The following is a 24307-nucleotide window of genomic DNA, read 5'->3' as shown; positions in this document are numbered from 1 at the left end:
CGACGCGTCAGCACGGTTTCTCGGGGGGTTCACAAAGATGCGTCATCCCTCCTGCCCACAGGGCGCCCTTGTCTCCAAGGGTGGAGTCACCAAAGTCAGGGGCAGGCACGAGCATCCCGCGACTAGCGGAGAGCGTGGCTGGCTAGGCGCGCGGCGTTGATGCCGTCGTCATTGCGTTCCGGATGTTCGGTAAACGCCTCCTGCAGCATGACCGACAACGATGCCGTTTACAAAACCTCGTTCCGCCTCCCGTCAGGGCACGATGGCGATGCCCGACGGTTGATGCAGCGGCGGCCCTTGAAAGAGCACCGTGATGTTCCCATCAGCCATGATGCGGTAAAGTGCGCTGTTGAAATCGACTACGACGTATCCGCCGTCCGGGTGCAGCGCCACCGCCCGAAACCGCGCCATCGGCCGCCGCGCGATCGTCGAGACTTGGCCGTCGGAGGTAATCTTGAATAGCGTGCCCGGGTGCCTGGATTTCTCCAGGTCCATGCGGCCGTTCTCATCCAAGACAATGCCGATTTCCGTCACAATGTAGTTGCCGTCCTTGTCGACCTTCACGTCCGTCGGAGCGACGAGCGGAGCGCCGGTCGCCACTGTCGTCACTTTGCCCTGCGGAGAGACGCGAAACACAGATCCCGAGTGGTCGGCGACGATGTAGTTGCCCTCGGCGTCCACATCGATCCCGTGGGGCCACCGCAACGGTGGACCGCTCGCGACCGTCGTGATCTTGCCAGCATCTGTCAACTTGAAGATGGATCCATGTGCGTTGGCCTTGAACGTGTCGAAATCGGCGATCACGTATCCGCCGCCTCGATCAGCCGCTACGTCCTTAGGCTCAGTCAATGGTGCGCCGGAATGAAGTGTCGTAATCGCACCCCACGCCGTCACGATTCGTATGGCGCCGCCGAGCGCATCCGCAAACACGAACCGGTCCCCTCCGAGCGCGCGGATCCCTCGGGGGGCAGTGATCTGAGGCGGCTTGGACATAACGTCGATTTGGCCGGTTCGTGTCAGGTGAAAAATGAATGATCCCGCCGAGCGACTCTGTTCCTGCTGTCGGGCCTGTGGACTCTCCTGGGACAAGACGTAGTCACCAGACGCGAACGTCGACGCGGGTGCGGGCGCGCCGAGGGTGGTAGGAGCGGCAGCCGCCCACAGCATTGCCATGACCGCAATAGCCGCCTTCGCCACCCGGGCGAACCACCCGACACGACCCGAAGACTCGCCCTTAACAGCCAATAGCGGCACCTCGAATTTCATGGTGCCGTCCGCCTCGGAAGATGCCAAAGCCGCTCGGCGTTACCATGGGCAAACGCGTCGGCGGCATCGTCCGGTAGGTCGGCGAGGGCACCGCGCCAGAGCGCGATCTGATCCAGGTACTCTGGTCCCCAGTTGTTCGCGACAACGTTGTCGAAGCCCAGCAGGAAGCGATCGGGGTGGTCCACGAGCAGCGCCTTCCATTCCGGCGCCAAATGTCGGCCTGCGAACATGTTGGTCCACGGCTGTCCACCCCGGTGGGCCGTGATCGGGTTGGAAGTGGACGCGATAAAATACACGTTCGGATGGGCGGCAATCAGGCGCCCGACCTCCGATGCATTAAGTTGGCCCATGTGGATTAGGGCAAAGGGTTCGTCAGGGTACTTCGTCATGAGTGCTTCGAGTTTGTTCATCAGCGCGGTGCGCTGTGCCGGAGGCGCCGCCGCGAACTCGATATGGATAATGAATGGCCAGTGATTGCGGATGGCGAGATCGAGGGCAAAGAGAACGCTCGGGTCGTCTGGTTCGAGGTCTACCGCCCGCATCTGCCGTCCGTTGCTCATCTCTTTGGCGACGTGATACACGAGTACTTCCGCCATCGCGCCGTACTTGCCGGATCGCACCTGGCTCTCGACAGCTGGGCCTTTGTAGTCCTTCGTGCGAACAGCGGCGATGATCTTGGTGGGATTGCGCTGTGCAAGCCTAAGTACGTTATCCTGCGATGCGTTGCCCGTTGAAGAGAGAATGGTTTCCCGGACTCCGCTCTGTTCGAGCAACTTCGTGACGGTATCCGGCTGAGTCTGGCGATCGATTTGGCTGTGGACATCGATGAGGTAAAGTTCACGGGCGTGGCTCCCCCCAGGGAAGGGGATCATTGCCAGCAAGGTGACCACGATTGTACCGATCGCCGCAGGGGCTACCCGAACGATTCCACGTGCTCTCGCGACCGACAAACTGGAATTTCCGCTTAGGTCTTTCGCCTGGGTTTCAGCGTGTACCTGATTCAACCGGGTTTCCTCCCGCCCGCCCCCAAGAAGGGCCCGTTCCTGAAGATTTATGGTTTACGGGGACTCTCAATTTTGACGGAGATTTCCGTTTTGACGCCTGCATCCCTCCCAACCGTAGGTTGGTGAGAAGGTACGTGGAGCATCCAATCAAGAACGGCGGAACGCCCGCGTAACGCGAATCAGACGATCTGCGGACTCGGAATCAGACGTCCGCCTGACGCGGCACCGTTTCACGAGACCTACCATCATAGCGAGACAATTACATACGGGCACCTCGTTCAAGGGCAAACCCAGGGGAACCTGGGGACGCAAAGCCACGGGACTGGCCAGCGGGTCGCTGGCACGTTAGCCGGGCTGCCGAGGGGCGACGACACCGTCTCCCCGGCTCAATAGGGGGGATTTTTGATGAGTACGGTGATCTCGACGTCATCGCGCGGCACCGTCGACTTCGGCCGCCGGTACGGTCCGCTAGAGTCCGCGAGCAAGAGAAGTTACGTACCACGAGTGGCTTTCCGATTACCCCAGTCCCAATGTGGGCTCCGCGCGGGCTGCTACGCGGCCTTCGAGCCATCCCGGATCTAACCAGGGGACAGTCGAGTACGCGTTACTGACCGCAGTCGTGGCGTCCTTCATCCTCGTCGCTGTCGCCGAGTTGCTCAACCTATTCCTCAGCGTCGTTGCCCACATTAACGCCTGGGTGCTCACGACGAATCTACCGGTGCTGGCGAGCCGATGACGATTTGGTAGATCCATTTGAGGCGGGGAGATCATGAGGACGCACGAGACAGCCCAAATGTCACCCTCACCGAACTCCGGGAGTTGGTGCCGAGCCGATGACGATCTGAGGTTCCCTTCTTGGGCGGCCACAAGCCTTTCTTCCGGAGTCGCTCCATTTCTGCTTCTTCCTCCGCCACGATGGCCTCCGCGTTGTGCGCCGCGTAGATCAGGGCGTCCAGCCAGTAGTCGTCGGGGTCAGACCCGGACACCGGCTTCTGCGGTGCGTCTGACGGCTTCGGCATAGGTTCACCCTCCCCACCACGCGACGAGCCACGCACGCTGCGGGTATCGGACTCCGACATTCATCGGCCACGGGTACGAGAAGCACCCGGCGTACTTCAGTCGATGCCCGCTCTGCGGCGGCCGGGTCCGCTGGCGCCTGCTGGCGACAAGCGAGAGCCCTGTCGGTCCGGGCGGGTTTGCGTTATAAGACTGAACGGGTGTGTGAGTAGCGTTGGTGCCGGGAGTGGGATTTTGGCGCAATTCACACAGTATCCGCCGGGTCGCTTCATCGCAGCGTACGCCCTCCGATCCGGCGAACCGAGGAGGTGAAACATGACGAAGCACCGGTTGCCGCAGGATGTGATCGAGCAGGATCACGTGCTTGAGCGCGAGTGGGAGCAGTCGGCTCTCGCTCTTGCCGAACTGTGTTGGCATTGGACGCTCGATAGGACGAATGGGGAACGCGTCACGGAATACGAGTTCGCGCGCCAGGTAAGGCGCGCCGAATCCGAGGTGCGGCAGTACGCCCTTGCGTATCAGAACCACCGGGAGGCTGCTGCGCAGGGGACGCGCCGCACATTTGAGGCATGCCTCGAGTGGGCCGCGTTCAGATTGGAAACCGAGGCAGCGACACAGGCGGTCGCGGACGCGCGCGGCATCGCGTTCTCGATCGCGCGGCAAGAGCACACAAACGAGGTGCGGCGTGTGCGGGAGATCGCGCCGCGGCGCGCGGAGGCTAGGGGCACGTCAGTCGCCACTGAAGCCCCCCTCGTCGCCGCGAGGATAGCAAGAAGGGCAAAACGTGGCTCGTGATGAGTTTCACAGATCTACACAGCACCACAATGCCGCGCCATCCGACGTGGGCGCGCCGTGGGCGAGTGCCGTGGGTGGTGCAGGTCTTGAACCTGCGGCCTCATCCGTGTAAATTCGCCAGGCCCATTTCCCTGATGTTCCGCCCTCCGCCGCCACATGTCGCCCTGAGCGTGTTTTCAAGGGGGTTGCGCGTCACCCTGAGACGCTCCGTTCCGCCGTTTGTCATGGCTGGCGTTTGCAATCCGTTTGCAATCCGTTTGCGCCAACAAGGTCGGAGTGGCTGACGCGTGCGGCACTTAGGCGCCGCCATTCAAAAACATAGGAATCTATCCTCAACCCACCGAAGCCCGCTACTAACTCTGCCTGACGCCCACGACCCGCGGCAAGGAGAGTGTAGCGATCATAAGTCGGGCAAGTGGGCCGGGGGAAAGCGAGTCATGGCACAGCGTTGCCGTGTTGTCCTGGGCATGCTCGCGGGAATTCTCGCTCTGTCCGCCCTTTTCGGGCCGCTTCCAGCCGACGCGACTCCTGCCAAGACCACGATCGCGCAGGCCACGCATCTACGGCCGGTGCAGAGCAAGGCGGATTGTGCGGTTCTGAGCCTCATGGCTGTGATCTGTGACGCGGCCGTGAGGGCAGGCGACCTTCAACTGATCTGGGACGACTCGAACAAGACCGTAACCGGGTATAAGGTGTTTCGCGTTGACGGCGGCGGCCATCAACTTTTGGGGATGCCAACAGTACGTTACTTCGTGGTGAAGAAGCCGTCCGAGGGGTACGCCAACCTGTGCTTTGCGGTCCAGTCGTTGGCCGGGGAGCAAACCTCTGGCGATAGCGCGCGCTACTGCTACGCCCCCGGTGCGACGGCGACGACGCGTTCGTTCAAGCCAAGCCACACGGTCACACAAGTCACCTGGCAACAGCCACCTTATATGAACTGGAACTGCGGCGCCTACGCAGCGTTCTTCCCCTTTGTGAAGAACACGCAGCCGTCGTACTCGCCGTTCTCGCAACTTCAGAAGCAGCCGCCAACGTCAGGACAAAAAGGCGTGGTCGGCGTCTACGCTGGGAACGAGGAGGCATTCGTGCTCAATACCTCCAGCGCGGCTCTTGCGCCGTGCACCGGATCAGTCTCCGGTCCTGGTTATGCGCTCGCGGAGGTCGACGCGCTCGCGGGCGTGGCGTTCGATCTCGGGGAACTCACCAGGCACAAGTTCTATTCGGCGTCCTTGGCGCTCGAGTCAGTACAGACCCTGGTGTTTGCTTCGGGGAATTTCACGCTCCGGAACGGCGGTTGGTGCGCAGTGTCGGTCGGCGCCGCGACCCGAGAGTGGCGGATCGCGCCCCTGGGGAATCTGACGTTCAGCAAGCACGGACTGGTGACGCTTGCGTCTCACCCGCCGTCCAGCATCGACGTGAGCCCGATTGTGTCGGTCTGGGCGAGTCAAAAATACGCGGCCGCCTTCGGATTCATCGTAGCGAAACTGCCGGGCCCTTCCCCGTTGAGGAGCACCGCCTGCCTCACGAAGTTCACGACGCCGTCACTGAAGGTCGTCTACTTTTGAGCGCCGACCCGTTACGGTGGCAGTGCCGTGTACGGCCTTGGCGATAGCAACCTCAGGAGAGTGACATGAAGACACCGGAGAGGGCAACGCGCATGACACGGCGAGATCTGTTCCAGACGTCCGCGGTGGTCGCAGGCGGCGCGGCTGTGGCGCGGTGGGGGGGCGCGCTGGCGTTCCCGCGGATGGCCGAGGCGCAGGGCCCATATCTCCCGAGCTCCAAGAATGTAATTTTCGTCAACAAGTGTCAGAGTCTGCAAAACCTGACTGTATCCTTGCGGGCCACGCAGAACTTGATCACGCTCGGGAATAATGGATTCTCGCTTCAATTGAATTGCTATCCGCAGACCCACCCCCAAGCTACTTATCGGGGCAAGCCGCTGGATTGGTTTCAGTACGTCATCGCCGTACAAAACAACTCGGTTCTGTGGGGGGTCCAGTACTGGTCCAAGGTAAAGGGTTTCGGTTTTAGCCCTAGCCCAAATTACGTCTCATTCGCCTCTGCCCCATCGAATCGGGTGCCGGCAGGCTCGGTGATGAAAATCGCGCTCGACACTAAAGCCAACGGCAATGTGACGAAGGCGAAGTTCAGCGTTACCGGTTCCAAGGGTAAGGTTTCCAGCCACACGTTCACGTTCCCGTCTAACGTCTTGTATGCGATCTATGGCTTCCAGGTCAATCTCGTAGGACCACCTAGCGGCACCCACACCTGCAAATTCACGTCAGCAGGTGGGTTCCTGAACTACTCGGTGTCCTCAGGCACGCTTGCGGTACAGGGAGGTCGTATTCCGTATACAGGAGCCACGAACACCTGCGGCGGCCCTCAGATCGTCACGGGTGAGACGTCCAATGTCGTCTATGGCCAACCCCTGACAACCTCCGGCAATCCGATGGGCCAGGAATTGTCGCCAATACCTCCATGAGGGCTGGAGCCAGCCACCTGGCCGTTCGGGGACGAACGCGTTCGTGATCCGGCAGCAGCTCGGCCACCAGCCGGTCAGCTTGTCCCGGGTCTCCCGCTCCGTTAGGGGTCGGACCCGAGGGCGGTTGCGTAAGGCTAACCGCGACGCGTGGGAGTGCGGTGCAGCTCCCTCGCGCTATTTGGAACGTCTGGGATGGGTTTCTCGGACCTCGAGAGTTCATCAATGAACCCACCAGGTCTTCGCCGTGCGGCGCTTGTGGTGGTCTGCGTCTCCCTGTTATCGATGATGGCCTCCGGCGGAACGGCCGTGGCCTGGAGCCGCGCCGAGACGCCGCCCTTCCGCATGGTCGGCACGCCCCGCATCGACGAAATCGACGAGGCCGTGCGCAAGGTCATGGCGGGAGGCGGCGTGCACGGCGCGTCGCTCGCGATCGTCTACGGCACGCGCCTGGTCTTCGCGAAAGGCTATACTTGGGGTCCGTCCTCAACGCCGCTGGTCGTGCCGACGACGTACTTCCGCCAAGCTAGCGTTTCAAAGCTGATCACCTCGCTGGCGATCATGCAGTTGGTCGACGAAGGCAAACTTACGCTCAGCACGCGGATGCAAAGCATCCTGCACCTGCGCGCCCCCGGCGGCAGGCCTCCCAAGGACCCGCGCTTTGGCGACATCACGATCCGAAATCTGCTCGATATGGATTCCGGTCTCGATCCGGCGCTCGAAGATTCGGACGCGGCGATCGCGGCGGCGGTCGGCAAGAGGGTTCCCGTCAACGTCGACGATCTCGAAACGTACGCAGCCGGCGAGACCTTGGCATTCAAGCCCGGCGACAAGTCGCGGGCGGCCTACAACAACAGTAACTTCAACTTCTTGGGCTATATCGTTGCGAAGATGCGTGGCGAGAAGTCGTTCGCTGACGCCATTCGAAAACCGTTGCTGGAGCCTCTCCACATCACGCGGATCCGCGGTGCTGAGGCGTTGCTGAGCCAACAGCTGCCGGGCGAGGCGATCTACTACCCCAACCCGTCCGCGACCGCAAAAAGCGTCATGAGCCCAAGCCAGCCCACCGTCGAACTCGGCTACGGCGACGAGAACTTCTCCCTCTTTCAGGGCGGCGGCGGGATGAGCGCTGCGGCAACGGACATGGCCCGCCTTCTCGCCGCGTTCAACCTGGAGCGCGGAAACCCGGCATTCAGCGCCGCCGCGCTCACTCGGTGGTTGAAGTACGCTTACAACGACCTACACAACCACGCGTACAGCGGCTCCGAGGCCTTCGGGTTCTTCGGCTTCGACGCGCTCGGACCGGTCGCCCCGAGCAGTTCCGTTCCGCCGTACGAAGGCGACAAAGGCGGCTACCTGGAAACCAGCCAGAACGCGATCTACTTCCAATCCGGCGCATTCGCGTACGTGTTGTGTTTCAGCGGGCACACGGGCCACGACTCTAATTGGTATCCGTCCTTCGCGCCGGTGGTCAGCGCGATGGAACATTTGGATTGGAGCAAGGCCCCTGACCTGTTCCCAATGTACGGCATGCCGTCGTTCGAAACGACGATGCGTAAACCGCACCGACCCGGGGTGCCGCATTTGCAGTTCATCGATCCCAAGCGCTTGTTCGTTCACTAATGCCGCAACTCTAATCGGCAGGGTTCACGGCTATGGTCGTGGTGTTCTGAGAACGGCTCTTGGTTATGCGCCCGGCGCGCCGGCTACGGCGCGTTCGTTCAAGCACGATACCCCACTCGCTCAGATGCTCGTTGATCGGCCGTCTGTGGCTCTTGAACACACTCGGGTGGTAGGGCCCGCCGTAATACGGGCGGCCATCTTCATGGACGCAGGACAGCACGACCGCGCCGTCGCGCACGGTCGCCTCCGCGACCTTGTGGACGATGTAGTGCATGTCCTCATGCACCAGCCGCCTCGGCCACTTGCCGCCGTGCTCGTACCCGCTCTGATCCGACATATTCGCCTCCCTCTTGGGAGGCTATCAAGCGCGCGCGAACACGAAACCCCTCCGCGCACGGAGAGGTGCGCGACCTTGGTTCCCTCGCGGGCCTATCGCCTCGAACATCGAGGCCGGGCACCTCGGCGTCGCTCGCCAGGTTGCCGGACGCGTCGCTTGCCGCGTCGCTCTTGATAGTCTCCTTATTCGATTGTGACTACAGGATTCCACGCGGGGGCCGGAGATTGTCCGCGTCGAGCGCGGCGATAGCGCCTCCGTGTAGTTAATCGGCGTCAGCCCTCGGCTTTGACTTGAAGGTCTGCGCCGCGATACGCATGGGTCGCGGCGCTCAGAAGTATACGATTTGCAGCGACGGGGTCGAGAACTTCGTGAGGCAGGCATTGCTCGTGGTCGGAGCACCGCCCGACGGGGGGTTGCCTTCTATGACGAATCCGTAGTTGTTGGTGTTGTACTTGACTCCCCAGGCGGATGCGAGCGAGGTGACATCGGTGTCGGTCGTCGGCGAGGACGCGACCTGCACCCGCCCGGACTTGTTAGAGGTCAAGTTTCCAAGGGGAGCGAGCCACCACTCCCGATTCGCGGCCCCGACCCAAATCGGGCACCAACCACCGTTGGAGAGCGTGGCTTTCCCGGAGGCAAAGCCCACGGTTTGCGACGCATTGAGCGTCAGGCTGGCCGAGTACAGTTTGTGATGGGCGAGCGCCCCGAGATCGAAAGCCGCGCCCGCGAGGGCGTTGACTGTTACTGTCGCTGTCGAACAAGGACCATAAGGGTGAATGATCCCTGCCTCGTTCCCGACATACACACCACCTACGCGACGCCGGCCTGACAGGAGATTGGCGGACTGGGGGTTCTTCAGTAGCCAGGGGAAGAACGCCGTGAAGGCGGAGCCGAACTTCGTGTCAGCGCTTCGGAAATTGGCGGCGCCGAACGGCGGGTTGGCCCCACACCCTTGACTCGTCGGCGCATTCCAGGTGACCTGCGTCGCCGTGTGGCTGGGCTTAAACGACCGCGTCGAAGCCGTCGCGCCGGGCGCATAGCAGTAGTGCAGGCTATCCGGGGAGGTTTGGCTACCGACGTACGCCTGGACCGCGAAGCACAAGTTGGCGTAGCCCTCCGGCGGCTTTTTGACCAAGTAGTAACGCGCCGTCCCCGTCGACGTCCCCAAGAGTTGGTTGCCGCCCGCACCGAATTGATACACCTTGTACCCGGCCACGGTTTTATCCGACTCGTCCCAGATCAGTTGAAGGTCGCCTGCCTTCACGGCTGCATCACAAACAACAGCGGCGAGGCTGAGAGCCGTTGCGCAATCCGCCTTGCTTTGTACCGGGCGTAGGTTCGTCGGCCGCGCAATCGCAGCACTGGCCGGAAGCGGCGCTCCTAGGGTACTCAAACCGAGGATCGCTGCGAGCAGGGTCGAGACAAAACGAGGGCGCTGAGTCACGACAGCGCATCTCCTATAAGCACGGCGTGGTCGATTGAGACTGGGATTTCCACTTGTGATCGAAGTCAAGACGAAACGAGCGTTCGTCGTCGACTCATCGCCCCCTCTCCGGTCCATGTGCGCTTGGCCGTCGGGTGACGCACGCGGGATTGATCCCCGTCCGTGAAAAAGGTGAACTCCTGTTCCCCTATTTCCGAACCGGTCGCCAGGGCGGCGGCGATATGGCGATGGCGTCGTTCGCGTAGGCACGCAGGTACTGGAACGAGACGAACCCATACCCGGCGTTCCCGAAGTCCGGGCCGAAGCTGTTCCGGAAGATGAAGTAGCCGCCGCCGGGAAAGGCGCGCGATTCGTGGAACCCGACCAGGTCGATGGAATGGCCGTCGAACATCGGAGGGTTAGAGCCCGAGTTGGCGCTACGAGGATAATCCTTGAGCAGCGGCACGCCGTCGACGGTCACCGTGGCGAAGTTCGTGAGCCACCAGATTCCGGTGGCCACGGGACGGCCGGACCGGAGCGTCGCCAGCACGCGCTGCAGCTCCGCGGGTGTCAGCCCCTTCGTGTTGTCCCAGACCTTGAGGATGGTGAACGGGTATCGCACCGGAAACATCGCCTTGGCCGCGGCGATGGTCGAGGCGCTCGGCGTCGCGGGATGGGTGGGATCGTATGCCGGCAGGTACGGCATGCTCGCGTTTGGCGCGACCCCCCAGGCCTGATACCCGCTGATTATCTTCGTGAAGAATCCGCCGTCGTTGTCTTCGCCGGTCGCTTTGTTGCCCGCCCAGTTGAGATACTCCTCCGACAGCGCAGCCCCGCTCCCGTGTGCGCTGGTCATCGCGGCCCGCTGATACTCGATCAGAAACGTCGTCGCGAACACGGTGCACGTGCCGCGATTGCCCTGGTCGCGCACGGCGAGTCCGCGGCGCATGATGATGGGGCGAAGGTCGACTTCCGGCGCGTAACCGGAAGCGAAACGCTCGATGAAGGTGATATGGATCACTGGCGCGGGTCGCCACGCGGGGTTCGGTGGTTGGGCTGCAGTGGCTATCCAGGGAACGAGCAGCGCCGCACCAGGCAGTACCATTGACAGCGCCAAGGCGGCAAGCCGAGTAAGCGACTTCTTCACGGACGACACCTCCGGAACGTGGCTCCCAACCTCTTCTTCCGTGATATGCGATCTACGGTAGCGACCAATTTGCCACGTGGGGATGGACGCCATCGGTGGTCTCCCTCCCATCCCCCGAAGGAGCCCCTGGATCAACAACGTCCTGCTCACCAGGGCCGACGCGCGAGGAAGCCCATTCATGCGACGCTCGGGATTCACCTGCCCCCGGTCGCTCCCTGGCGTCCGACCGCACAGGGCGCATCTATTCTCCGCCCCACCACGCGGTGAGCCGCGCGCGCTGCGGCACGACGTCGTATCCGTGGCCCTGCACGGTGCCGACGGCATCCAACGCCACGTCGAGTAAGAACGGCCGTATCCCCTGGCCAGCCCTGTCCCGTCGCGTTCTCGCCTTTACGGACACCCGCATCACGACGGCGACGTCCACCTCGGGAAAGTCGGCCCGGTACCGGGGCATGATCTTTGCGCTCCTGATCTCGCGTATTGAGGCCAGCCGGTCGGCGAAAATCAGCGGGACGCTCTCCGGGCACTCCAGATGCCCCGGCAATGAACCGTTCGATGTCCGGCGTCGCGCGGTCGAGGGCGGCGAGGACGTAGTCCTGGACGACGCGGCGCATCGAGAAGACCTTCGCCCACCGCGTGACCTTCCTGCCGAAAGAACAGTGGCGTGGGAAGGTGACCAATCCGACCAACCGAAAAGATAGCAGTCGCCTCATGCCCGGCCCCAGCGGGGCCAGCGCGGAAATCTTGGGCCAGCATTTCGAGCGAGTCGTAGGCGTGCCGCATCGTATGGAGGTAACATGCCTCGGTAGAGGGTGCGTTGATCGAGACGCGTCCTGAATTCGGATCGACGTAAAATTAGGAGGCCCAGACCGTGCCTAAAGTGCCAGACCCTTATTCCGTTAGCAAGACCAAGAAGTTGGTCGCAGACCGGCGTCCATCGAGGAAGGCCCGGGTCCTGATGCTCCGGGCGTGTTCGTTCCGGATCGTTCGCAGCGTGGGGTGCGCGGCGTTGACGCTCTTGCTCGCCGCCGTTACTTATCCCGCGTTCGGCGCGTCTACCGCCCGCGACCTCGAATCGCTGAGCGCCGCCGACCGCGCCAGTCTGCCTGACGCGACGCTGATCAAGCTCAAGATCGGCGCCACGGTCTCACTTGGAGTCCTTCGTTCAGAACACAAGCTCCGATTGCAACGCTTCGCGACCGCCGCGAAGCTCGGGGCTCTTCAGCTACAGACGCTGTTGAAGTCGGAGAAAAATGAAGGTTCGCTCACGCCGCTCCCCATGAATTTTTCACGAAGCAGCTTCAAAGTGTCCGGGAAGGAGTTCGTCGGGCCGTTTCCCGCAGATTTCTTGGCATTCTGCAAGGGCGCGGCTGCCACAGCCTGCCTGTACCTCCCGATCGCAGTGTACTATTCAATCCGTACCAATTACGTGGACTTCGACGCTTTGATCACCGACTCGAAGGTGTGCCAATCGGAGGGTGGTGTCGCGAAATACGGAGGCTGCAACTACCACTATCCGATCCAGTACGGCCTGACCTTCAAACCGGGGAAACCGACGGCGCAAGGTTACCCCGTGACGCAGTCGGCTGCCTGCCCGTCGCCGTTCACTTATGCGGTGGATCCACGCGGCGCGGTTTCCTTAAATGCTCGCAACTTCCAAACATATTCCACTTACGGTGCTTACGGATGGACATGGTCTGTGCCGAATTCGATAAACGTTACTAAACTAGCGTCCTGCGTCGTACGCGTCTTTGTGAAGAAGTAGACCCTCGACACGCGAGGCGATATGTAAGCGCGCTGTTTTCGTTTTGCGCGGCTACGAGAGGTCGGCCCGGTTCTGCGACCAACGTCGTGTGGTATTACGAGCGCAAAATTTTGGCGGCTCCAATCAAAGGGGCTCTCTGGCGACGCGATGGGTATCGTACGTCCCAGTGTGTTTGCGATGCCTTGGGACGGTGCCAGACGGCCGATACTCCACCTTCGGTGACGTTCACAAGATTTTGCAGTGCCGACACGAATCGCCCCGCGCCAAAAGAACTCTTTTGACGCGGCGCACGATGCCGTCCGGAACCGGCAGATTATCGGACTTTCCGGGGGCGACTTTCCACTAGGTTTTGGCGCGGCCTAGGATAGCCGTGGTTTGCTCGACAGCCTACGCGGGGACCGGGTCTACCTTCCCCACGGCCGCGCCGGCCAGAAGCCTCCGCAACGTGCCGTCGCCGCTGCCGAGCGTCCTGGCTGCTACCCAGCAGTTTATCTCACGCGCTAGGTGTAGGTTGGCCAATCATCCGTGACACATGACCTGGAGCTTCTCACGGAGCCGTTCGTAGGGGGTCTGCCCCTGGAGGCTGCCGTGTGGCCGTGCGTAGTTATAAAACCGCTCCCACTCTTGGAGCAGGCCGTTGAATTCGGCCACCGAGGAAATGACGACGCCCTCGAGCTGCCGATAGAATTCTTCGTTGTCGATTCGGTGAGATCGCTCGGTCTTCCCGTTCAGGTAGGGGCGCCGCGGTCGAATGTAGCGGTGCTGAATGCCCTTGTCGAGGACATGCCAGTGGAACTGCGGGCCAAACTCAGCCCCATTGTCGGTCTGGATGCATTCGACCTTGAAGGGGAGTTTGGACAGGACATAGTCGACAAACGCGATCGCGACCTGCTGGGTGTTCGCATCGAAGATCTTCAGGATGCGGATGCGCGTGCAGTCGTCGATGGCCGTGTACTGGTAGTACTTCCGCGTGCGGCCGGCGACGGGGGCCAGGAATTTGACGTCGATCTGCAGCTGGTGGCCAGGCAGCGGTTTCTCATAACGCTTGAAGCGCTGCTCGCGACTCTGGTACCGCATATTGGAGGGCAGTCGACTTACGCCGGCGCGCTTCAGCAGCCGCCAGATACCGGACTGGCTGATGGTCAGCGCGTGATAGCGCCGCAGGTACATGCAAATGCGGGCCGGGCCGAAGTGGTAGTATCGCCGCAAATAGAGAACCTTCTCAACGACCTCCGAGGGCGTCGCCCGGGGCGAATGCAAGGGCCGCGAGGATCCGTCCCGAAGCCCGGCCTCCCCAAGCTTCCCGTAGCGTCGGTACCAGCGGTAGTAGGTCTGGCGGCTGATTCCAAAGTACCGACAGGTCTTCGCGACATTGTGGGTAATCTCGTCGACGTGCCGAAACCAGCCCAACCGTCGATGAACGACGCGGTCATCCGGACCCATGGGCACCCCCCTCTAGGCTCTGGCGGTGCTACCTCATGTGTCACGGATGTCCTGCAGTTTTAGAGCTAGTACACGCGGCCGCAACAACGCCCGGCGTTCCCCGAAACCGTGAACCGGCGCCTCTGCCCGGCTGACGCCGATGTCCCCCTGGGGGGACGTCCGATCACATCATGACCGACGTCATGCCGGTCGTCGACGCGCGCGCTGCAACCGGTCAACTCCCATGCGCTCTATAGCCCCAGCGTCGCGATGGGCCTGCTGGAGGTCGGCCGAGACCAGGCTGCTGTACCTTAACGTGGTGTTCAGGCTGCTGTGGCCCAAGAGCCGCCTCACCTGGTCGAGCCCCATCCCATTCCGCAACCACGCGGTCGCGGCCAGATGCCTCAAACTGTGAGGATGCAGACGCCGATCCGGCGGCAGGCCCACGCGTACGCTGAGCCGGTGCAGAATGGTGACGAGACCTCGATTGGTAAGCGGCCGTCCGTCGCGCTGGCAAAAAAGCCACGTCTCCGGTCCGGGCTGCGGGTGCACGGACAGCCACGCCTTCAGAGCGCGCGCGGTGGTAGCACCGACAAACACAACGCGATCCCGGGCCCCCTTGCCGCTCCGGACGAACACGGACCGGTCAGCGGGCCGCCAGTCCTCGACCAGCAAATGAAGTGCCTCGCTCGCGCGCAGGCCAGCGTCTGCCATCATGAGGATCGCGGCGTAATTGCGTATCCCGGCTGGTGAGTCGGTACAGGATTGCAGCACGGCGTTCAGTTCCTCGTCAGCAGGGACGGCCGGGAGCGTCTTCGGCGTCCGGATCGCCAGCCCGTCGAGTCGATTCCGACGGATGGCACCGGTCGCGATCAGCCAGCGCGTGAACGTGCGGAAGGTCCGGAAAGCCTGGTGGACCGTCGAGGGCGAGACGCCGCGCTCGCGCAGCCCGGCAAAGAACCTCGTCATGGCGGCCGGATCAACGGCGCTGGTGTCCGGCACAACGGCAGCGAGGCGGTCGAGCCACCATTTGTAAACGGCTACCGTGCGGGCGGAGCAGCCGTTCACCTGTTTTTGGAGCAGGAACGCTTCAACTACCTCGGCGAACGGCCGAGGCGACACCTTGGCGCGCATACTGGCTCCCTGCGCCCCGTCCCCTGGGGCACCGTCAGGAGCCGAGGATGAGGGACTTGTGCGCGCCTCGGCGATTGATTATCTGTCCGGGATGAGCCTCTGCTTTTCTGGCCCGTTTCCCGACGTGCTAGGTTCGAGAAACTCTTGTTTTACTAGGTCTGGAGCGGGAAATGGGATTCGAACCCACGACCCTCTGCTTGGGAAGCAGATGCTCTACCACTGAGCTATTCCCGCTCGCCTTGTGGTGCCGGGATACGGCGTCTCCTATTATAGTCCCTGCCCGGGCGGAATCAAAGACGGAGCGGCCTTGTACCCCCGGCCTGCGCACCCCCGAGGCCACCCATCCAGACATGCGTATATTCCACCCGTTTGGGGTAAGCAGTGTAGTGGTCGTTTTTGGATTCCTGCCATTTTGCTTGCCGACCACGACGACACAACAAGATAGGAAGGTGCCTACGTGACGAGAGCCACATCGCTCTTGTTAACTGCGTGTGTGATCGCGACGCTGGCGGTCTTGCCGGCGGCCGCCGGACCTGGGCCGAAGAGTGGACCGGGAGCGCCGCCCCCGGGTCAACAGGCCATGGTCCGCCATGCAGGGGACCCCTTCTGTCCGACCCGGACGCTCGTCGCCGGCAGCGTCATCATTCCGGCGGGTCAGTGCTTCATGCTGTCCGTCCTGCGCGATCGGACCGGGACGTTCCTGGCGTTCGTGCCGCAGGGGGAGAAAATTCCGCCGGGACAGCTCGTGCGGCTCAACACTCCGGCCGGTCCAAAACTGAAGGGCCGGTTGTTCCTCATTCCGTTGTCAACGACGGCCGCCCTTGTGCCGCTTAACACCCTGACGCTGGTCGCCGCGCAGATCCTGGATCTTGGGACGCTGATCCGCATTGTCTTGACGGGCATGTCGGCGCCGCCCATCGAAATTCACGAACGCTAGGCGGTTTGCGGGCGCGGGTAAGTAAAGTGTAGAAACCGGTGGGGCCGGCGTCGGCTTCCCCGGACCGCACCAAACACGAAGGCCCCCGGGCCTGAGCGGGACCGGGGGCCTTCCTTCTTTCGGTTTCGCATGCCCCGGTTTCGGACCCGTGGGCGCTACCGAGCGACCCGCTGCGCGAGGCGCCGGTCGAGGAGTGTCACGAGCGCGCGGGCGATCATCTCCTTGCCCTGCACGACCTGTTCCACCGTGCCGTCCGGCCGCACCAGGTGGCCGGTGTGGGTGCCGTGCTCGATGTCGCGCATGTCGTTGGCGACCACGAGATCGGCGTGCGTCCGGCGCGCCCAGTCCGCGGCGATGCCCACGAGGTCCCCGGCCGACTTGTCGACTTCGAGCTTAAAGCCAATGAAGAACGTCTGCGGCGCGAGGTCGCGGACCAGCGCCGCCGCCTTGGGGGTCGGGACCAGGCGGACGTTCCACTCGGTCAGATTGCTCGAGACCTTCTCTTCGCGGGTCTCGGCCGGCTGGAAGTCCAGGACGGCCATCGCGTGTACGACCGCGTCATAGCCGGTCGGCAGCTCCTGACGGAACACCCCGACCAGGTCGTCGACCGTGTCGATCGGCAGCACGCGCAGGTGGTCGATGCGGCCGCCGCGGACGAGCGGAAGCGCGCTGCCGCGCCCGTAGACAAACGTGACGTCCGCCCCGGCTTCGAGCGCCGCCTCGGCGATCAGCGAGCCGAGCCGCCCGGTGGACTTGTTGGACACGAACCGGACGGCGTCGATCGGCGCCCGTGTCGGGCCGGAGGTGATGAGGATGCGGCGTCCGCGAAGACTCATGAGGATAACTTCTACGCGGTCCGCTCCCCTGCGTCCTCGCGCGCGCCGAGCGCAAGCTCGATCTCTTCCCTGACCGCGAGATCGCGTTCGTCGGTGAGACGCCCGCGCAGGTGTTCGCGGGCGGTCTCACCGCCGATCCGCCCCAGCGCCCAGGCGGCGTGCGCGCGGACCAACGCATCCGCGTCCGTGAGCGCCTCGCACAGCGCCGGGACGGCGGCCGGATCCCCCGCGTTGCCGAGGGCCACGGCGACGTTGCGGCGGAGGCCGCTCCGCTTCGTGCGCTTCACCGGCGAGCCGCGAAAGCGCCGCCGAAACTCGGCCTGGGTGATGTTGAGCAGCGGAATCAGCTCCGGCCGGGCCCCGGTCTCCGGGCGCGGCGCGAGCTCGGGGTGGCGCGCGGACGCGGTGCGCGCGTTGTGGGGGCACACCGCCTGACAGATGTCGCAGCCGAAGATGTGATCGCCGATCTGCGGCCGGAGGTCCCGGGGAATCGGGCCGCGGTGCTCGATCGTGAGGTACGAGATGCAGCGGCGCGCGTCCACCGTGTACGGGTCGACGATCGCGCCGGTCGGGCAGGCGTCGAGACAGATCCGGCAGCGGCCGCAGTCGCCTTCCGCCTCCGGGTCGGGGGCGATCTCGAGGTCGGTGAGGATCTCGCCGAGGAAGACCCACGAGCCGTAAGTGCGCTGCGTGATGATCATGGTGTTCTTGCCGAACCACCCGATCCCGGCGCGCCGCGCGGCCGCCCGGTCGATCACGGGCCCGGTGTCCACGTAGTACCGCGCGACGCGGGCGCCGAGGCTGCGCAGAAACTCCGCCAGCCGGCGCAGGCGCGGCTCCATCACGAGGTGGTAGTCGTCGCCGTGCGCGTACCGGCTGATCCGCCCGCGCGGCCCGCGGGCCGAAGACGCGTCGCCCGCGCCGCCGGGGACCGCGTCCCCGTAGTAGAGCGCCACCACCACGAGCGACCGCGCGCCGGCAACCACGGCCGCCGGGGCCGGCGACCGGGGCGCGTTTCGCGCCATGTAGGTCATCTCGCCGTGGTAGCCGTGGGCCACCCACTCCGCGAGCGCGCGGCCCTCGAGCGCGAACGGCGCGGCCGTCGTGATGCCGCACAGGTCGAACCCGGCCGCCCGCGCTTCGGATTTGACCGCGGCGGCAAGGGAGGCGGGAGCGTTCACGGTTCGAGTATAGCATCGCCCTTCGCGGAGGACTCGCTCCGATGCGCGGGAACCTGTCGTATCGTGAATGCGTCTCCGTCGCTGGCGGCCACGAACGTCGCGCGGGCGTTCGGCCGCCGTCAGGTCCTCCGCGGTGTCTCGTTTTGCGCCTATCCCGGTGAGATGATCGGCATCGTCGGGGAGAACGGCGCCGGCAAGACGACGCTCATGCGGATCGTGGCGGGCCTCCTGCCGGCGACGAGCGGCCGGGTGGAGATTCATGGACGGCTCGGCTATTGTCCGCAAGAGCCGCAAACTCACGCCGCGCTGACGGTGGCGCAGAATCTCGAGTGGTTCGCGGCCGCCTACCGGATGCCCGATCCCGGGCCGGCAGAGGCGCTGATGAGGCGCCTGGCGTTCGATCAGTACCGGCATGCGCTGGTGCGGGACCTGAGCGGCGGGACCCGCCAGAAGCTCAACCTGGTGCTCGCCCTGATGCACGCCCCGACGGTGCTGCTGCTCGACGAGCCCTACCAGGGATTCGACTGGGAGACCTATCAGCGGTTCTGGACGCTGGCCGAAGAATCGCGGCGCGCCGGTCAAACGATCGTCATCATCTCGCACCTGTTTTACGATCTCGCGCGGTTCGACCGCGTCCTACGGCTCCGGGACGGCGTGCTGGAAGCGGAACTCACGGCGTGATCGCCCAATTCGGCACCACCTTCCGGCTCAGCCTCGTCGAGCAGAAGCACAATCGCTTCGCGATCGCGCTCCTCCTCTGCTACCTGCCGGCGTGGTACGGCATCATCGCCGCGCTGTCGGCGGGCACGATCCAGTTCAAGCTGCGCGCCTTCGGCATCATCGTCATCACCAGCCAGGAGCGCCTCGGCCTGCTGACCGGCATGCTGAACGCGACGACGCTCATCATGGGGTTCGTCGGCCTGACCGTCATGCGGCAGTCCGAGGCCGTGGACCAGCGGTTGGTCTTGTGCGGCCACTCGCGCGCGGCTCTGGTGCTGGGGCGCCTCCTCGCGCTGGGCCTGGCATCGCTCGCCGTCGCGGCGTACGCGACCGGGATGCTGGCGCTGTTCTTCCCGCCGCGGCACTTCGCGCTCGTCGCGGCGGGGTCGTTCGTCGCCGTGGCGGCCTACGTCGCGATCGGAATGCTGGTCGGGGTCGTGCTGGCGGGAGATCTCGAAGGCCTCTTCTTCATCATCATGCTGAGCATCGTCGACACGTTCATGCAAAACCCGATCGGCAGCGCGGCCGCGAACCATCAGGTGGTCGAATTCTTTCCGTCCTACCTGCCGATGCAGATGGTCGTCGCGGGGGCGCTCACGAACCGCGCGGCGTGGTGGCAGTTCTGGGCGGGGTTGGGATGGGCGGCGGGCTTTGGCGTGCTGGTGCTGGCCGCGTTTTGGTACCGGACCCGAACGGAGCGCGCCTACGGGTGACCGGCGGGTCGGGCCTTAGGCGGCGATCCCCGGCCGGAACCCCACGATATGAAACGTGCCGAGGCGCCGGTTGGTCGTCGGCTGCCATTCTACTTTGATCGCCGCCGCGAAGTCCGGGGCCAGCCGGCCGTGCTCGATCCAGTAGCGGGCGTGCTCGTCGTTGAGGATCGCGGGGCTCGCCTTCGCGAGCAGGGTCATCGGCGTGTCGACGATGTGCACCTCGTCGAGTTCGGGCAGCGCCTCGAGCTCCGCTCGCAGCCGCTCCCGCGCCGCGGCGGGCGGCAGGGGACGCACGTTGACGAGGCCGATGTTGCGGCCGAGCGGGCCGATGATCTTCACGTTCGCGAGATCGGCGGCGACCCCGGCCTCCCGCAGCACGCGCAGCACCACCTCGTTGGCCCGCGCCACCGCCTGGCCGTGATACTCGGGTGAGACGAGCGGCTTGAGCAGGTGCTTCAGTTTGCAGCCCTCGCGCCCGGGGTTTTCACCGATGCGCGGCGGGCGGACGCCCATCAGGTCGGCGAGCGCGCGGATCTCGGGCTTGTCGAGATCGAGGAGCGGCGCGTAGTATCCGTTGCAGACCCTGAGGCCGAGCTGGCCCCACGTGTCGCTGCGGTTCGCGCCGGTGAGGACAAGCCGGCCGCCGGACACGGCCTTGACCATGCCGAGCTTGATCTCGCGGGTGCAGCGGTTGCACGCCGGCCCGGCCGCCTGGACCCGGTGCTGTTTGTACTGCCCGAGCAGGCACCGCTGGCGGAGGCCGAGCGACTCCGCGACTTCCAGGACGATCTCGTTGCCGCGGGCGTACGCGTACGGTCCCATGTTGACGGTGACGAGCAGGACCTGGTCGGGCCCGAGCGCGTCCCGCGCGAGGGCCGCGACGACGGTACTGTCGAGCCCGCCGCTGAACGCGACCACGACCGGCGCGCCGGCAGTGGTCTCTCGGATCTCCTCGATCAACCGGGCTTTCACGTCCCCAGCCTAGCCGATTCCCCGCCGGTTGTCATCCCGATGCGGCCGACGACGGAGGAGAGCCGCCGGGCCGCAAGAAACAGCACGAGCGATGTCATTCGGGGGTGGCGACATGCGTACGCGAATCTGGACCGCGGTGATCGTCGCCGTGCTGCTGGCCGGTGTGTGGCCGGCGGCGGTCGGCGGGCAGGGCAGAGCCGCGATGACGTTCTGGAGCTGGCGCGGCGACGACCGGGCGTTCTACGAGGGCATGATCAAGAAGTTCGAGGCGCAGAACCCCGGCGTCTCGATCGAGTTCCAGACCTACAAGCCCACCGAATACAACACGGTGCTCTCGGCCGCGATGCAGGCCGGCAAAGGCCCCGACATCGTGCACCTGCGCGCGTACGGCGCGCTGCAGCCGTTCGCGCGACCGGAATTTCTCGTCCCGCTCGAGGACAAGGTCCCGGAGCTCAAGACGTTCTCCCGGCAGTGGCTGGACGGGGCGCGCGGCCAGGCGGACCACAAGGTGTACGGGGTGCCGTTCGCGGTGCAGACGCTCGTGATCTTCTACAACAAGAAGCTGCTGGCGCGGGCGGGCGTCCAGCCGGCGGCGACGTGGACGTGGGACCAGTTCCTGTCCGCCCTGCGGATGCTCAAGGACAAGGGCATCACGCCGGTGGCCAACGGCGCCAAGGAAGGCTGGACGCTCGAGATCGCGATGGGCGTCGTCGCGCCCAATTTCTACGGCGGCACGAACTTCTACGAGGCCGTGACGCACGGACAGACCACGTTTCGCAGCCCGCAGTTCACCGGGGCGCTCGCCAAGATGGAAGACCTGCGGCCGTACCTCTCGTCCGGCTACATGGGCGTTGCCTACACGGACATGCAGCAGCTGTTCATTAACGAGCAGGCCGCGATGTTCATCGGCGGCATCTGGGAGCTCGGCTACTTCCAGAGCCAGAACTCGTCGCTCAACATCGGCGTCATGCCCGGTCCGGTGGCGAAGGCCGGCGACACGCCCTGGGTCAGCAGCTACGACGACGGAAACTACGGGGTCAACGCCAAGACGCCGCACATGGCCGAGGCGATCAAGTTCATCCGTTTCACCGCGACCCGCGAGTGGGGCCAGGCGTTCACCGACCAGCTGAAGCAGCTGTCGGCCGTGCCGGGCGTCGAGGTGCGCGACCCGCTGCTCAAGCAGGTCGTCATCTGGATGCGGCACGCGACGCCGTATATCATGCTGGTCGGCTTCCGGTGGAAGAACCCGACCGGCAGCGAGCTGATTCAAAACGATCTGCAGGGGATGTTCGCGGGCAAGTTGACGCCGCAGCAGGTGGGGGAGGACGTGACCCGCGGCATCGGCACCTGGTTCCCGCCGTTCGCCGGCCGGTAACCCCTGCGCGGCCCGCGCGGGCGGCCCTTCCATATAAGACCGTCCGCGCGCTGTGGGTCGCGGCGTGCCTGGCGCCGGCGCTCCTCCTGTTCAGCGCATTCGTCGCCTATCCGGTCCTGACCGCGATGGCCTACGCCTTCGGCCGGTGGGACGGCATCGTACGGGCGGGCTTCGCGGGGCTCGACAACTTCCATCGCCTGTTCACCCAATACCCCTACCGCGAGCGGATGACGTCCGCGTTCTGGCACAACGTGTGGACATTTCTGCTCACGATGATCGTGCAGAACGTGCCGGCGATGCTGTTCGCCGTCCTGCTCGCGGGCCGCGCGTGGGGGGTGCGGATCTACCGCGCGGTGTTCTTCATGCCGGTCGTGCTGTCGCTGGTCGTCGTCGGGTTTCTCTGGCAGCTATTCCTGAACCCGGTGTGGGGCGCCGTGGACAAACTGCTCGCGCTGGCCGGCCTGGGGGCGCTCGCGCGCCCCTGGCTCGGCGATCCGCATACGGCGCTGGTCGCGCTGGTGCTGGTCAACGCGTGGCGGTGGGTCGGGTTCCCGACGATCGTGTTCCTCGCCGGGATTCAGGCGGTCCCCGAGGATTATCTCGAAGCCGCCCGCCTCGACGGCGCGCGGCCGGGAACGATCTTCCGGCGGATCGTGCTGCCGCTGCTGGCGCCGCAGGTCAACATCATCGTGATCCTGACGTTCATCGGGGCCTTCAACTGGTTCGAGCTGCCCTACGTGATGGAAGGCGTGACCGGCGAGCCGTTCCACAGCACCGACGTGTTGGGACTGCTGTTCTACCGATCCGCGTTCGGCGCGGTGGATACCGGCAACCCCGACGTCGGACTGGGATCCGCGATCGCGGTGGTGATGTTCGCGCTGATTCTGGTGACGAGCGGGCTGGGCGCGGTGTACCTGCGCCGGCGGGAGATCGAGGCGTGAACGCGCCGGCGTCCGCGGTGCGCCGGCCGGGCCGGCCGGGTGACCCGGTTCGCGCCGTGCTCACCCAGGCGCTGCTGGGCGCGAACGCGCTCCTCGTGGTGCTGCCGCTCGTGTTCATGGGCCTCTCGTCGCTCAAGACCACGCGTGAGATCTTCCAGCGGCCGTTCGGGCTGCCCGCGGTCACGCGGTGGGACAACTACACGCGGTTGTGGAGCGCGGCCCACTTCGGGCTGTACATGCGCAACAGCGTCGTCGTGACGGTCGTTTCGATGGCGCTGATTCTGGCGGCGGGCACGCTCGCGGCCTACGCGCTGGGACGCTATCGCTTCCGCGGCAACGACCTCGTCTATCTGTTCTTTCTCAGCGGGATCATGGTGCCGATCCGTCTCGCGATCATCCCGCTCTTCGTCATGATGCGGGATCTGCGGTTGCTCGACTCGCTCGCGTCGCTGGTGCTCGTCTATGCCGCGTCCGGGCTGCCGAGCGCGATTTTCATCCTGACCGGCTTCTTCCGCGCGCTGCCCCAGGACCTCGACAACGCCGCGCGCGTCGACGGGGCCGGCGAGGCCGCGATCCTCCTCCGCGTGCTGCTGCCGCTCGCCCGCCCGGCGCTCGCGATCGTCACCGTGTACAACATCATCCCGATCTGGAACGACTTCTTCTTCCCACTGGTGTTCATCCACGACGAACGGCTGAAGACGCTGCCCCTCGGCCTCACCGTGTTCTTCGGCCAGTACGCCACCAATTGGGCGGCGCTGTTCGCGGGACTGACCCTGTCGGCCGCCCCGGTGCTGCTGCTGTACGTGCTCATGTCGCAGCAGTTCATCAAGGGGCTCACGGCGGGCGCGGTCAAAGGCTAGCGCCTGCGCGGCGTCGCGGCGCCGGTCACACCGCGGGCGAGAAGTCCGTCGCCTGGAGCAGCGCGGTCCTGATGCTCTTGACGATCACCCCGCGCTCGTGGCTCTTGTCGCGCGCGGCTTTCCACTCCGGATCGCCCTGGAAGGCGCCCCAGCGCTTTTCACGCTCCTCCCACGTCTCGAAGCGGGTGATGTAGACGAGTTCCTCCTGTTCGCCGACGAGGGTCTCCCAGAAGCCGACCACGTGGATCCCGTGCTTCGTGAAGAGGCGCATCGTGTGGTCCCGGAACCGCGCCAGCACGTCGGCCTTGCGTCCCGGCATGCAGCGGTAGACGCGGAGTTCGTACACCATCGGACTCA

General features: G+C 64.6%; 23 protein-coding genes, 1 tRNA gene and 2 riboswitches. Of the genes, 11 read left to right on the top strand and 13 right to left on the bottom strand.

Annotated features, from left to right (window positions below):
* Positions 1-252: 252 nt before the first annotated feature.
* Complete coding sequence (locus tag VKT83_05550) at positions 253-1266, bottom strand: hypothetical protein (GenBank protein HLY21913.1); 1014 nt, start codon at positions 1264-1266, stop codon at positions 253-255.
* A complete protein-coding gene (locus tag VKT83_05545) occupies positions 1263-2156 on the bottom strand; it encodes an amidohydrolase family protein (GenBank protein HLY21912.1) in 894 nt (297 codons plus the stop codon). Before VKT83_05545 ends, VKT83_05550 begins: the two co-directional genes overlap by 4 nt.
* Before the next feature lie 387 nt (positions 2157-2543).
* Positions 2544-2632: riboswitch (cyclic di-GMP riboswitch) on the top strand.
* Between the two features lie 970 nt (positions 2633-3602).
* On the opposite strand from VKT83_05545, the gene VKT83_05540 reads away from it, so the two are divergent.
* The 4 genes from VKT83_05540 (at position 3603) to VKT83_05525 (ending at position 8187) form a co-directional block, all read left to right on the top strand.
* Positions 3603-4082 carry a hypothetical protein gene (locus tag VKT83_05540; GenBank protein HLY21911.1) on the top strand — a complete coding sequence of 160 codons (480 nt, stop codon included), beginning with the start codon at positions 3603-3605 and terminating at the stop codon, positions 4080-4082.
* Between the two features lie 437 nt (positions 4083-4519).
* Positions 4520-5647, top strand: a complete 1128-nt coding sequence (locus VKT83_05535) for a hypothetical protein (protein HLY21910.1) — start codon at positions 4520-4522, stop codon at positions 5645-5647.
* Between the two features lie 65 nt (positions 5648-5712).
* Positions 5713-6567 (top strand): hypothetical protein, encoded by an 855-nt coding sequence (locus tag VKT83_05530; GenBank protein ID HLY21909.1) that lies wholly within the window; start codon positions 5713-5715, stop codon positions 6565-6567.
* 192 nt (positions 6568-6759) lie between these two features.
* Positions 6760-8187, top strand: a complete 1428-nt coding sequence (locus tag VKT83_05525; GenBank protein HLY21908.1) for a serine hydrolase domain-containing protein — start codon at positions 6760-6762, stop codon at positions 8185-8187.
* A gap of 10 nt (positions 8188-8197) precedes the next feature.
* Here the strand turns inward: VKT83_05525 and VKT83_05520 are convergent, their stop codons facing one another.
* The 4 genes from VKT83_05520 to VKT83_05505 form a co-directional block, all read right to left on the bottom strand.
* Positions 8198-8524, bottom strand: a complete 327-nt coding sequence (locus VKT83_05520) for a hypothetical protein (protein HLY21907.1) — start codon at positions 8522-8524, stop codon at positions 8198-8200.
* A gap of 65 nt (positions 8525-8589) precedes the next feature.
* Positions 8590-8706, bottom strand: a riboswitch (SAM-I-IV-variant riboswitch).
* A 146-nt stretch (positions 8707-8852) separates the two neighbouring features.
* Entirely contained in the window at positions 8853-9968 is a 1116-nt protein-coding gene (locus VKT83_05515; protein ID HLY21906.1) for a hypothetical protein, read from the bottom strand.
* A 187-nt stretch (positions 9969-10155) separates the two neighbouring features.
* Entirely contained in the window at positions 10156-11187 is a 1032-nt protein-coding gene (locus VKT83_05510) for a C1 family peptidase (protein ID HLY21905.1), read from the bottom strand.
* 148 nt (positions 11188-11335) lie between these two features.
* On the bottom strand, positions 11336-11548 hold the full coding sequence (locus VKT83_05505) for a hypothetical protein (GenBank protein HLY21904.1): 213 nt from the start codon (positions 11546-11548) through the stop codon (positions 11336-11338).
* Between the two features lie 417 nt (positions 11549-11965).
* Here VKT83_05505 and VKT83_05500 point away from each other — a divergent pair, with 417 nt between their 5' ends.
* On the top strand, positions 11966-12859 hold the full coding sequence (locus tag VKT83_05500) for a hypothetical protein (GenBank protein ID HLY21903.1): 894 nt from the start codon (positions 11966-11968) through the stop codon (positions 12857-12859).
* A gap of 519 nt (positions 12860-13378) precedes the next feature.
* On the opposite strand, the gene VKT83_05495 is transcribed toward VKT83_05500, so the two are convergent.
* The 3 genes from VKT83_05495 to VKT83_05485 form a co-directional block, all read right to left on the bottom strand.
* A complete protein-coding gene (locus VKT83_05495; GenBank protein HLY21902.1) occupies positions 13379-14302 on the bottom strand; it encodes an IS481 family transposase in 924 nt (307 codons plus the stop codon).
* 180 nt (positions 14303-14482) lie between these two features.
* Positions 14483-15415 carry a tyrosine-type recombinase/integrase gene (locus tag VKT83_05490; GenBank protein ID HLY21901.1) on the bottom strand — a complete coding sequence of 311 codons (933 nt, stop codon included), beginning with the start codon at positions 15413-15415 and terminating at the stop codon, positions 14483-14485.
* A gap of 159 nt (positions 15416-15574) precedes the next feature.
* Positions 15575-15649, bottom strand: a tRNA-Gly gene (locus VKT83_05485).
* Positions 15650-15995: 346 nt separating this feature from the next.
* On the opposite strand from VKT83_05485, the gene VKT83_05480 reads away from it, so the two are divergent.
* Positions 15996-16352 carry a hypothetical protein gene (locus VKT83_05480; GenBank protein ID HLY21900.1) on the top strand — a complete coding sequence of 119 codons (357 nt, stop codon included), beginning with the start codon at positions 15996-15998 and terminating at the stop codon, positions 16350-16352.
* A 155-nt stretch (positions 16353-16507) separates the two neighbouring features.
* Here the strand turns inward: VKT83_05480 and VKT83_05475 are convergent, their stop codons facing one another.
* Both VKT83_05475 and queG read right to left on the bottom strand, forming a co-directional pair.
* A complete protein-coding gene (locus tag VKT83_05475; protein ID HLY21899.1) occupies positions 16508-17188 on the bottom strand; it encodes a phosphopantothenoylcysteine decarboxylase in 681 nt (226 codons plus the stop codon).
* 11 nt (positions 17189-17199) lie between these two features.
* Positions 17200-18369 (bottom strand): tRNA epoxyqueuosine(34) reductase QueG, encoded by a 1170-nt coding sequence (gene queG, locus VKT83_05470; GenBank protein ID HLY21898.1) that lies wholly within the window; start codon positions 18367-18369, stop codon positions 17200-17202.
* A gap of 63 nt (positions 18370-18432) precedes the next feature.
* Here queG and VKT83_05465 point away from each other — a divergent pair, with 63 nt between their 5' ends.
* Both VKT83_05465 and VKT83_05460 read left to right on the top strand, forming a co-directional pair.
* Complete coding sequence (locus VKT83_05465) at positions 18433-19050, top strand: ABC transporter ATP-binding protein (GenBank protein ID HLY21897.1); 618 nt, start codon at positions 18433-18435, stop codon at positions 19048-19050.
* Entirely contained in the window at positions 19047-19802 is a 756-nt protein-coding gene (locus VKT83_05460; GenBank protein HLY21896.1) for an ABC transporter permease, read from the top strand. The genes VKT83_05465 and VKT83_05460 overlap by 4 nt, the downstream gene beginning before the upstream one ends.
* 15 nt (positions 19803-19817) lie before the next feature.
* On the opposite strand, the gene VKT83_05455 is transcribed toward VKT83_05460, so the two are convergent.
* Positions 19818-20774 (bottom strand): asparagine synthase-related protein, encoded by a 957-nt coding sequence (locus VKT83_05455; GenBank protein ID HLY21895.1) that lies wholly within the window; start codon positions 20772-20774, stop codon positions 19818-19820.
* A gap of 112 nt (positions 20775-20886) precedes the next feature.
* Here VKT83_05455 and VKT83_05450 point away from each other — a divergent pair, with 112 nt between their 5' ends.
* From VKT83_05450 to VKT83_05440, 3 genes are all read left to right on the top strand, one after another.
* Positions 20887-22149, top strand: coding sequence for an extracellular solute-binding protein (locus tag VKT83_05450; GenBank protein ID HLY21894.1), 1263 nt, complete (start codon positions 20887-20889; stop codon positions 22147-22149).
* A gap of 125 nt (positions 22150-22274) precedes the next feature.
* Positions 22275-23090 (top strand): sugar ABC transporter permease, encoded by an 816-nt coding sequence (locus VKT83_05445; protein HLY21893.1) that lies wholly within the window; start codon positions 22275-22277, stop codon positions 23088-23090.
* Positions 23087-23950 carry a carbohydrate ABC transporter permease gene (locus VKT83_05440; GenBank protein ID HLY21892.1) on the top strand — a complete coding sequence of 288 codons (864 nt, stop codon included), beginning with the start codon at positions 23087-23089 and terminating at the stop codon, positions 23948-23950. Before VKT83_05445 ends, VKT83_05440 begins: the two co-directional genes overlap by 4 nt.
* A gap of 25 nt (positions 23951-23975) precedes the next feature.
* Here VKT83_05440 and VKT83_05435 read toward each other — a convergent pair whose 3' ends face one another.
* The gene (locus VKT83_05435) at positions 23976-24299 is read right to left on the bottom strand and encodes an NIPSNAP family protein (protein HLY21891.1); all 324 of its coding nucleotides are present in this window, start codon (positions 24297-24299) and stop codon (positions 23976-23978) included.
* Between the last annotated feature and the right edge of the window lie 8 nt (positions 24300-24307).

This window comes from bacterium (assembly GCA_035308905.1).
Lineage (GTDB): Bacteria > Sysuimicrobiota > Sysuimicrobiia > Sysuimicrobiales > Segetimicrobiaceae > DASSJF01.
This window is presented reverse-complemented; position numbering and strand designations above follow the sequence as displayed.

Bases quoted from the DNA above. Each gene is read 5' to 3' on its own strand.
- VKT83_05550 (HLY21913.1), bottom strand. From the start codon at position 1,266: ATGAAATTCGAGGTGCCGCTATTGGCTGTTAAGGGCGAGTCTTCGGGT.
- VKT83_05540 (HLY21911.1), top strand. From the start codon at position 3,603: ATGACGAAGCACCGGTTGCCGCAGGATGTGATCGAGCAGGATCACGTG.
- VKT83_05535 (HLY21910.1), top strand. From the start codon at position 4,520: ATGGCACAGCGTTGCCGTGTTGTCCTGGGCATGCTCGCGGGAATTCTC.
- VKT83_05530 (HLY21909.1), top strand. From the start codon at position 5,713: ATGAAGACACCGGAGAGGGCAACGCGCATGACACGGCGAGATCTGTTC.
- VKT83_05525 (HLY21908.1), top strand. From the start codon at position 6,760: ATGGGTTTCTCGGACCTCGAGAGTTCATCAATGAACCCACCAGGTCTT.
- VKT83_05520 (HLY21907.1), bottom strand. From the start codon at position 8,524: ATGTCGGATCAGAGCGGGTACGAGCACGGCGGCAAGTGGCCGAGGCGG.
- VKT83_05510 (HLY21905.1), bottom strand. From the start codon at position 11,187: ATGGCGTCCATCCCCACGTGGCAAATTGGTCGCTACCGTAGATCGCAT.
- VKT83_05505 (HLY21904.1), bottom strand. From the start codon at position 11,548: ATGCCCCGGTACCGGGCCGACTTTCCCGAGGTGGACGTCGCCGTCGTG.
- VKT83_05495 (HLY21902.1), bottom strand. From the start codon at position 14,302: ATGGGTCCGGATGACCGCGTCGTTCATCGACGGTTGGGCTGGTTTCGG.
- VKT83_05490 (HLY21901.1), bottom strand. From the start codon at position 15,415: ATGCGCGCCAAGGTGTCGCCTCGGCCGTTCGCCGAGGTAGTTGAAGCG.
- VKT83_05480 (HLY21900.1), top strand. From the start codon at position 15,996: ATGGTCCGCCATGCAGGGGACCCCTTCTGTCCGACCCGGACGCTCGTC.
- VKT83_05475 (HLY21899.1), bottom strand. From the start codon at position 17,188: ATGAGTCTTCGCGGACGCCGCATCCTCATCACCTCCGGCCCGACACGG.
- VKT83_05450 (HLY21894.1), top strand. From the start codon at position 20,887: ATGCGTACGCGAATCTGGACCGCGGTGATCGTCGCCGTGCTGCTGGCC.
- VKT83_05445 (HLY21893.1), top strand. From the start codon at position 22,275: ATGGCCTACGCCTTCGGCCGGTGGGACGGCATCGTACGGGCGGGCTTC.
- VKT83_05435 (HLY21891.1), bottom strand. From the start codon at position 24,299: ATGGTGTACGAACTCCGCGTCTACCGCTGCATGCCGGGACGCAAGGCC.